4 protein-coding genes are annotated in these 6,542 nt (G+C 66.7%); 2 read left to right on the top strand and 2 right to left on the bottom strand.

The window, feature by feature from the left end; genetic code table 11:
* Positions 1-43: 43 nt before the first annotated feature.
* Together metH and EGJ34_RS19800 are read left to right on the top strand one after the other, a co-directional pair.
* Positions 44-2,731, top strand: a complete 2,688-nt coding sequence (metH, locus tag EGJ34_RS19805) for a methionine synthase (protein ID WP_125362159.1) — start codon at positions 44-46, stop codon at positions 2,729-2,731.
* Complete coding sequence (locus EGJ34_RS19800) at positions 2,728-3,906, top strand: MFS transporter (protein WP_125362158.1); 1,179 nt, start codon at positions 2,728-2,730, stop codon at positions 3,904-3,906. The genes metH and EGJ34_RS19800 overlap by 4 nt, the downstream gene beginning before the upstream one ends.
* A 27-nt stretch (positions 3,907-3,933) precedes the next feature.
* Here EGJ34_RS19800 and EGJ34_RS19795 read toward each other — a convergent pair whose 3' ends face one another.
* Together EGJ34_RS19795 and EGJ34_RS19790 are read right to left on the bottom strand one after the other, a co-directional pair.
* A complete protein-coding gene (locus EGJ34_RS19795; protein WP_125362157.1) occupies positions 3,934-5,988 on the bottom strand; it encodes an acyltransferase family protein in 2,055 nt (684 codons plus the stop codon).
* Positions 5,989-6,000: 12 nt separating this feature from the next.
* The coding region (locus tag EGJ34_RS19790; protein WP_125362156.1) for a DUF2058 family protein at positions 6,001-6,542 on the bottom strand (542 nt) is incomplete at its 5' end.

Below are 6,542 nucleotides of genomic sequence, written 5' to 3'. Positions count from 1 at the left end.
GCCTGCCACCGCGCGCCCTGCCGGCCGCGCAGGAGCGGGCCGCATGAGCGCGCCGGTCCGCTACACGCGGCTGTCCGGTCTGGAACCGCTGGTCATTTCGCCGGACCTGCTGTTCGTCAATGTCGGTGAGCGCACCAACGTCACCGGCAGCGCGCAGTTCCGCAAGCTGATCAAGGAAGAGCGCTACGAGGAAGCGGTCGATGTGGCACGCCAGCAGGTGGCCAGCGGCGCACAGATTCTCGACGTCAACATGGACGAAGGGCTCATCGACTCGGAAAAGGCGATGACCCGCTATCTGAACCTGATCATGTCCGAACCGGACATCGCGCGCATCCCGGTGATGGTCGACTCCTCGAAATGGAGCGTCATCGAAGCCGGGCTGAAGTGCCTGCAGGGCAAGAGCGTGGTCAATTCGATCTCGCTCAAGGAAGGCGAAGCGCTGTTCATCGAACACGCACGCAAGGTGCTGCGCTACGGTGCCGCCGCAGTGGTGATGGCCTTCGATGAAACCGGACAGGCCGACACCTGTGCGCGCAAGGTGGAAATCTGCACCCGCGCCTACCGCATTCTGGTCGACCAGGTTGGCTTCCCGCCGCAGGACATCATCTTCGACCCGAACATCTTCGCCGTCGCCACCGGCATTGAAGAACACGACAACTACGCGGTGGACTTCATCGAAGCCACCCGCATCATCAAGCGCACCCTGCCCCACTGCCACGTGTCCGGCGGTGTTTCCAACGTCTCGTTTTCGTTCCGCGGCAACGAAACCGTGCGCCAGGCGATCCATTCGGTGTTCCTGTACCACGCCATCGCCGCCGGCATGGACATGGGCATCGTCAACGCCGGCGCGATGCCGATCTACGACGAGCTGGACCCGGAACTTCGCGAGCGCGTCGAGGACGTGATCCTCAACCGCCGCCCCGACGGCACCGAGCGCCTGCTGGAGATCGCCGAGCGTTACAAGGGCAAGAAAGGTGAAACCAAGGGCGAAGACCTGGCCTGGCGCGAAAAGCCGGTCAAGGACCGCCTGGCCCATGCGCTGGTTCACGGCATGGACGCATGGGTGGAACAGGACACCGAAGAAGCCCGTGCGCAGGCAGCCCGACCGCTGGACGTGATCGAAGGACCGTTGATGGACGGCATGAACATCGTCGGTGACCTGTTCGGGGCCGGCAAGATGTTCCTGCCGCAGGTGGTCAAGTCCGCCCGCGTGATGAAGAAGGCCGTGGCCTACCTGCTGCCGTTCATCGAGGCGGAGAAGGCGCGCAGCGGCGACACTGCGCGCAGCAATGGCAAGATCATCATGGCCACGGTAAAAGGCGACGTCCACGACATCGGCAAGAACATCGTCGGCGTGGTCCTGGCCTGCAACAACTTCGAGGTGGTCGACCTGGGCGTGATGGTGCCGGCGCAGAAGATCCTGGACGCGGCCCGCGCCGAGAACGCCGACATCATCGGCCTGTCCGGACTGATCACGCCTTCGCTGGAAGAAATGAGCCATGTGGCGCGGGAGATGGAGCGCCAGGGCTTCACCCTGCCGCTGATGATCGGGGGTGCGACGACGTCGCGCGCGCATACCGCGCTGAAGATCGACCCGTTCTACAAGGCCCCGACCATCTGGGTAAAGGACGCCTCGCGCGCGGTCGGCGTGGCGCAGTCGCTGATCTCGCCGGACCTGCGGGCCGCGTTCGTGGCCGCTAATGAGGCTGACTACGCCGACATCCGCCAGCGTCACCGCAATCGCGGTGATGCCAAGCGTCTGGTCAGCCTGGGCAAGGCGCGCGAACAGCGCTTCGATGGCGGCTGGGCGGACTACACGCCGCCGGAACCGCGCCAGCCCGGCCTGCACGTGCTGGATGACTACCCGCTGGCCGACCTGGTTGAAGTGATCGACTGGACCCCGTTCTTCCAGGCCTGGGAGCTGGCCGGCAAGTTCCCGGCCATTCTGACCGACGAGATCGTGGGTACCCAGGCCAGCGAGCTGTATCGCGACGCGCGCGCGATGCTGACCCGGATCGTGGACGAGCGCTGGCTGACCGCCAAGGCCGTGTTCGGGCTGTGGTCGGCCAACAGCGTCGGCGATGACGTGCAGCTGCAGACCGGACAGGGACCGGCCACCCTGCACTTCCTGCGCCAGCAGGTGGACAAGCCGGTGGAGCGCCCGGATTTCTGCCTGGCCGACTTCATCGCGCCGGCCGACAGCGGCAAGCAGGACTGGATCGGCGCATTCGCGGTGACCGCCGGCATCGGCATCGAGCCGCATGTGGCGCGCTTCGAAGCCGACCACGACGACTACAACGCGATCCTGCTCAAGGCGCTTGCCGACAGGCTGGCCGAGGCGCTGGCCGAACGGCTGCACCAACGCGTGCGCACCGACTACTGGGGCTACGCCACCGGCGAGGCGCTGGACAACGAGGCACTGATTGACGAGCAGTACGTCGGCATCCGGCCGGCACCGGGGTATCCTGCGTGTCCGGAACACAGCGAGAAAGGCACGCTGTTCCGCCTGCTCGATGCCGAGCGCAATGCCGACATGCAGCTGACCGAAAGCTTTGCGATGCTGCCTACGGCGGCGGTGTCTGGCTATTACTTCAGCCATCCACAGAGCCAGTACTTCGTGGTCGGCCGGGTGACGCGGGAACAGGTGACCGATTACGCGCGCCGCAAGGGCGTGGAGCGGGCGCAGGTGGAGCGGTGGCTGGCGTCGAACCTGGATTACGATCCGGAATGAGCGTTCCGGTTGTACGCCTTTCCAGCTATTACCTGTTCTATTACGCGGCGCTGGGCGCGTTCACCCCGTACTGGTCGCTGTTCCTGACCTCGCGCGGGATGAGCGTTACTGCGATCAGCGTGATGATGGGGCTGTGGTATGCCACGCGCATTGTCGCGCCCAGCACATGGACCTCGATCGCGGCTGCCTCGCCGCACCCGATCCGCTGGCTGCGCATTGGCAGCGTGCTGACCCTGCTCACATTCTGCGCGTTCCTGCTGCCGCTGCCACAGCCCTGGATGTATCCGGCGATGATCGTGTTCTGCTTCTTCTACAACGCGGTGATGCCACAGTTTGAATCGATCACCCTCACGCACCTGGGCAACGACAGTCATCGCTACGGCCTGATCCGGGTCTGGGGCTCGCTGGGCTTCATCGCGGTGGTGATGGGCTTTGGCTGGCTGATCGAGGGCGAAGACGGCCGCAGCCGTGCGGACCTGCTGCCGTGGCTGATGCTGCCGCTGTTCGCCCTGCTGGTGGCGTCCTCGTTCGCCAACCGCTATGCGCGCAACTTCCATAAATCCGACGGCGATGCCAGCGGCTTCTGGCAGATCGTGCGCAAGCCGGCGGTGGCTGCGTTCTTTCTGGCAGCCTTCATGGAGCAGCTTTCCTTTGGCCCGTACTACACGTTCTTCTCGGTCTACATGGACCAGTTCGGCTACAGCACGTCCACGCTGGGCCTGCTGTGGACCATCGGCGTGGTGGTCGAAGTCGGCGTGTTCTTCACCATCGGCCGGTTCTTCCGCCGCTATGACGCCAGCTGGATGCTGCTGATCGCCTTGATCAGCTCGGCGATCCGCTGGACGGTCACGGCGCTGTTTCCGCAGCACCTGGCCGTGATGCTGGTCGTGCAGACCGCGCATGCGCTGGGCTTTGCGGCCTTCTTCGCGGCAGCAATGCAGATGCTGGCCACCTACTTCCCTGGCCGCCTCAACGGGCATGGTCAGGGCCTGCTGTACGGGTTTTCGTCCGGCGTGGGCGGCGTGCTGGGCGCGCTGATTGCGGGCCAGCTCTGGAACATCGACCAGGGCCGCACTGCCTTCCTGGCCGGGGCCGGCTTCGCTGCGGCCGGAGCACTGCTGTGCTTCTTTGCCATCAGCTTGCCGCTGTTGCGGCAGGGGCGCGTGCGGCGATAGCTGCGCAGGGCGGCGCAGCACGCGATGTCAGGGCGCGTCGAGCTGCTTCTGGAACGCGGGCAGCAGCACACGGTTGCCGTAGCCGCTGAGATGGTCGCCATCGAAGAACAGAGGCTTTCCCTCGTGATCCGGCGTGCATACCGGGCCGGGACACAGGGTCGGCAGCGGGTCCCACACCTGCGCGCCCGGCAAGGCGTCGGCTACCTGCTGCAGACTTGCCAGCACCGGCGCACGCAGCGCCTCCATGCGTTCGCGCGATATCGTCAGGCCACCGGCGCAGATCGGGTTGTGCCGATTGAAGCTGTCCGAACACCGGAAGGGCGGTGACGGCAGAACCGGCTTGGGGGCCTCCAGCACGATACGCACGCCACGCTCGGCCAGCGGACGCAGCTGGGTGATGGCCGTGGCCACTTCCGCCGCACGCCCCTGCACCGCTGCATCACTTTCCAGTTCAGCCTGCTGCTGCGCCGGATCGAACGTTGTGTACTGGTCGGAAAGACGCGGTACCCGCAGCCCAGGCAGGAACACCACGTCACCCGGGCGAGCCGTGGCCAGCAGGTCGGCCAGCACGTTGGCGGTGTAGGCCTCGCAGCCCGGATTCGGTCCGCGCCAGCCCTGCAGGCCGACCAGGGCGCAGCCGCCGCTGCCGTACAGCCGCACCTGCCCGCCTTCGGCAACCACCAGTCGTTTCAGCAGTTCGTTGTAGGCCAGCGCATGCGAGTCACCGGCGACGAATACGTGCCGGTCCACACCCTTGCCCTGCGCGCAGTCGCCGCGCTCGAGCAGGCGCGCCTGGCCACCGGCCACCGGCAGGCTGGACTCAACCACCCGGCAGTCCGGCACTTCGCGCTTGAGGCCCTTGGCATAGGGATACCAGTCGAGCGGATGGCGGCTGACCGTGCTCAAGGAAACATGGTGCCCATGCTTGGCCAGTACCGACTGCAGCCCAGCCCCCAGCACCAGCACGCCGACGCCGAGCAGCACCCAGCGCAGGTTGGTGTTCGGCCCACGCCCGCCATGGCGCAACGGCTGCTCGACCCAGCGCCACGACGCCCAGGCCAGCAGCAGCACCAGCAGCACCGCGGCCGTCGCTGTCACCCCGGTCTCCAGGCCCACCGTCCAGCGGAACACCACGAAGACCGGCCAGTGCCACAGGTACAGCGAATAGGAGAGCTTGCCCACCCATACCATGGGCGCGCTGGCCAACGCGCGACCGGCCCAGCCGCCGGGATGGCGCTGCAGCAGCACCAGCAGCAGCGCGGTCGAAACCACCGGCCACAGGCCGTCGGGATACGGCGAATGCCCGGGACGCGCGGCCCACAGACCGTAGCCCAACGCACACAGCGCCAGCAGCAGCAGGGGCGAACGCCAGTTCAGCGCGCGCGCGGAAGGATCCGGCTCGAAGCGGCCGGCCAGCGCCATCGCCTGGTACAGCAGCACCCCCACGCCCAGCTGCCAGAAACGCGTGGTGGTCACATAGAAGGCCTGGATCTCCTGCCCGCCCTGCCCGGCCAGCCGCACCGCGTAGATCAGCGAGGCGACCGTGGCCACGGCGAACAGTGCCAGCGACAGCATGCGCCCACGGCCGGCGCGCAGCCATGCCAGGAACAACAGCGGGAACAGCAGATAGAACTGCTCTTCCACGCCCAGCGACCAGGTATGCGTGTACGGATTGAATTCCGTGCGTGGCGAGAAATAGTCGTTGCCGGTGCTGGCCAGTACCCAGTTGCTCAGCCCGAAAAACGCGCGCCGCCCGGTCTTGTCGCTGGTCTCGCTGAGCCAGGACTCCGGAATGAACAACGCGCTCAACACCGCGGTGACCAGCAGGCACACCACCAGCGCCGGCACGATGCGGCGGATGCGGCGGGCGTAGAACCGCGCCAGGCCGGCCCAGCCGCCCACCGGGGGCAGGCGGTCGACCGACGCGCTCACCACGAAACCGGAGATGACGAAGAAGACGTCCACGCCGGTAAAGCCACCCGGCAGCCAGCTGGCCTTGAGGTGGTACAGGATCACCGACAGCACAGCGATGGCGCGCAGGCCATCGATGTGCGGGACGTACTGCGGACGGGGTGGCTGCACGCAGTCGTGCCGTTACCAGACCAGGTCGTCAGGCACCTGGTACTGGGGATCCGAATACGGATCGTCTGCAGCCGGCGCATCCGGATCGACACGCAGTGCCACGGCGGGCGCGAAGATCGCTTCTGCCTCGGCCAGTACCGCCGCGGTGACCAGCAGGTAGCGGCCATTGCTCTGCACCACGCCCAGTTCGCCTGCGTTGAGCTGGCGCAACTGGTCGGCGGTGACGTAGATGCGCTTGATCTTGCCGCCATAGGGGAAGTGACGGGCGATGTCGGCGGCTTCGGCGTTCAGCGCCTTGTCTTTGAGCAGCTCGTCCAGCCTGGCCTTGGCTTCGCGGCGCACACGCGCCTCTTCCTGCTTCAGGCGCTCGGCCTCAATGCGGTCGTCCTTTTCCTTCTGCGCACGGATCGCATAGGCCTTGGCCAGGTCGATGTCCTCGCGCGAGCGCGGCTTGCCGCTGCCGGGATTCGCGCCGGGACGCGGACCGTTGCCGTGCGGACGGCCCTTGCCGGGCCCACCACGGCGGGCTTCGCCGTCGCGGGCCGGACGCGGGG

Origin of the sequence: Stenotrophomonas sp. 278, assembly GCF_003935715.1 — a bacterium.
GTDB classification, from domain to species: domain Bacteria; phylum Pseudomonadota; class Gammaproteobacteria; order Xanthomonadales; family Xanthomonadaceae; genus Stenotrophomonas; species Stenotrophomonas maltophilia_AH.
The sequence above is the reverse complement of the archived record's forward strand: the minus strand, read 5'-3'. Positions and strand labels throughout refer to the sequence as shown.

Excerpts from the sequence above, each read along its gene's own strand:
- metH (WP_125362159.1), top strand. The coding sequence starts at position 44 with ATGAGCGCGCCGGTCCGCTACACGCGGCTGTCCGGTCTGGAACCGCTG.
- EGJ34_RS19800 (WP_125362158.1), top strand. The coding sequence starts at position 2,728 with ATGAGCGTTCCGGTTGTACGCCTTTCCAGCTATTACCTGTTCTATTAC.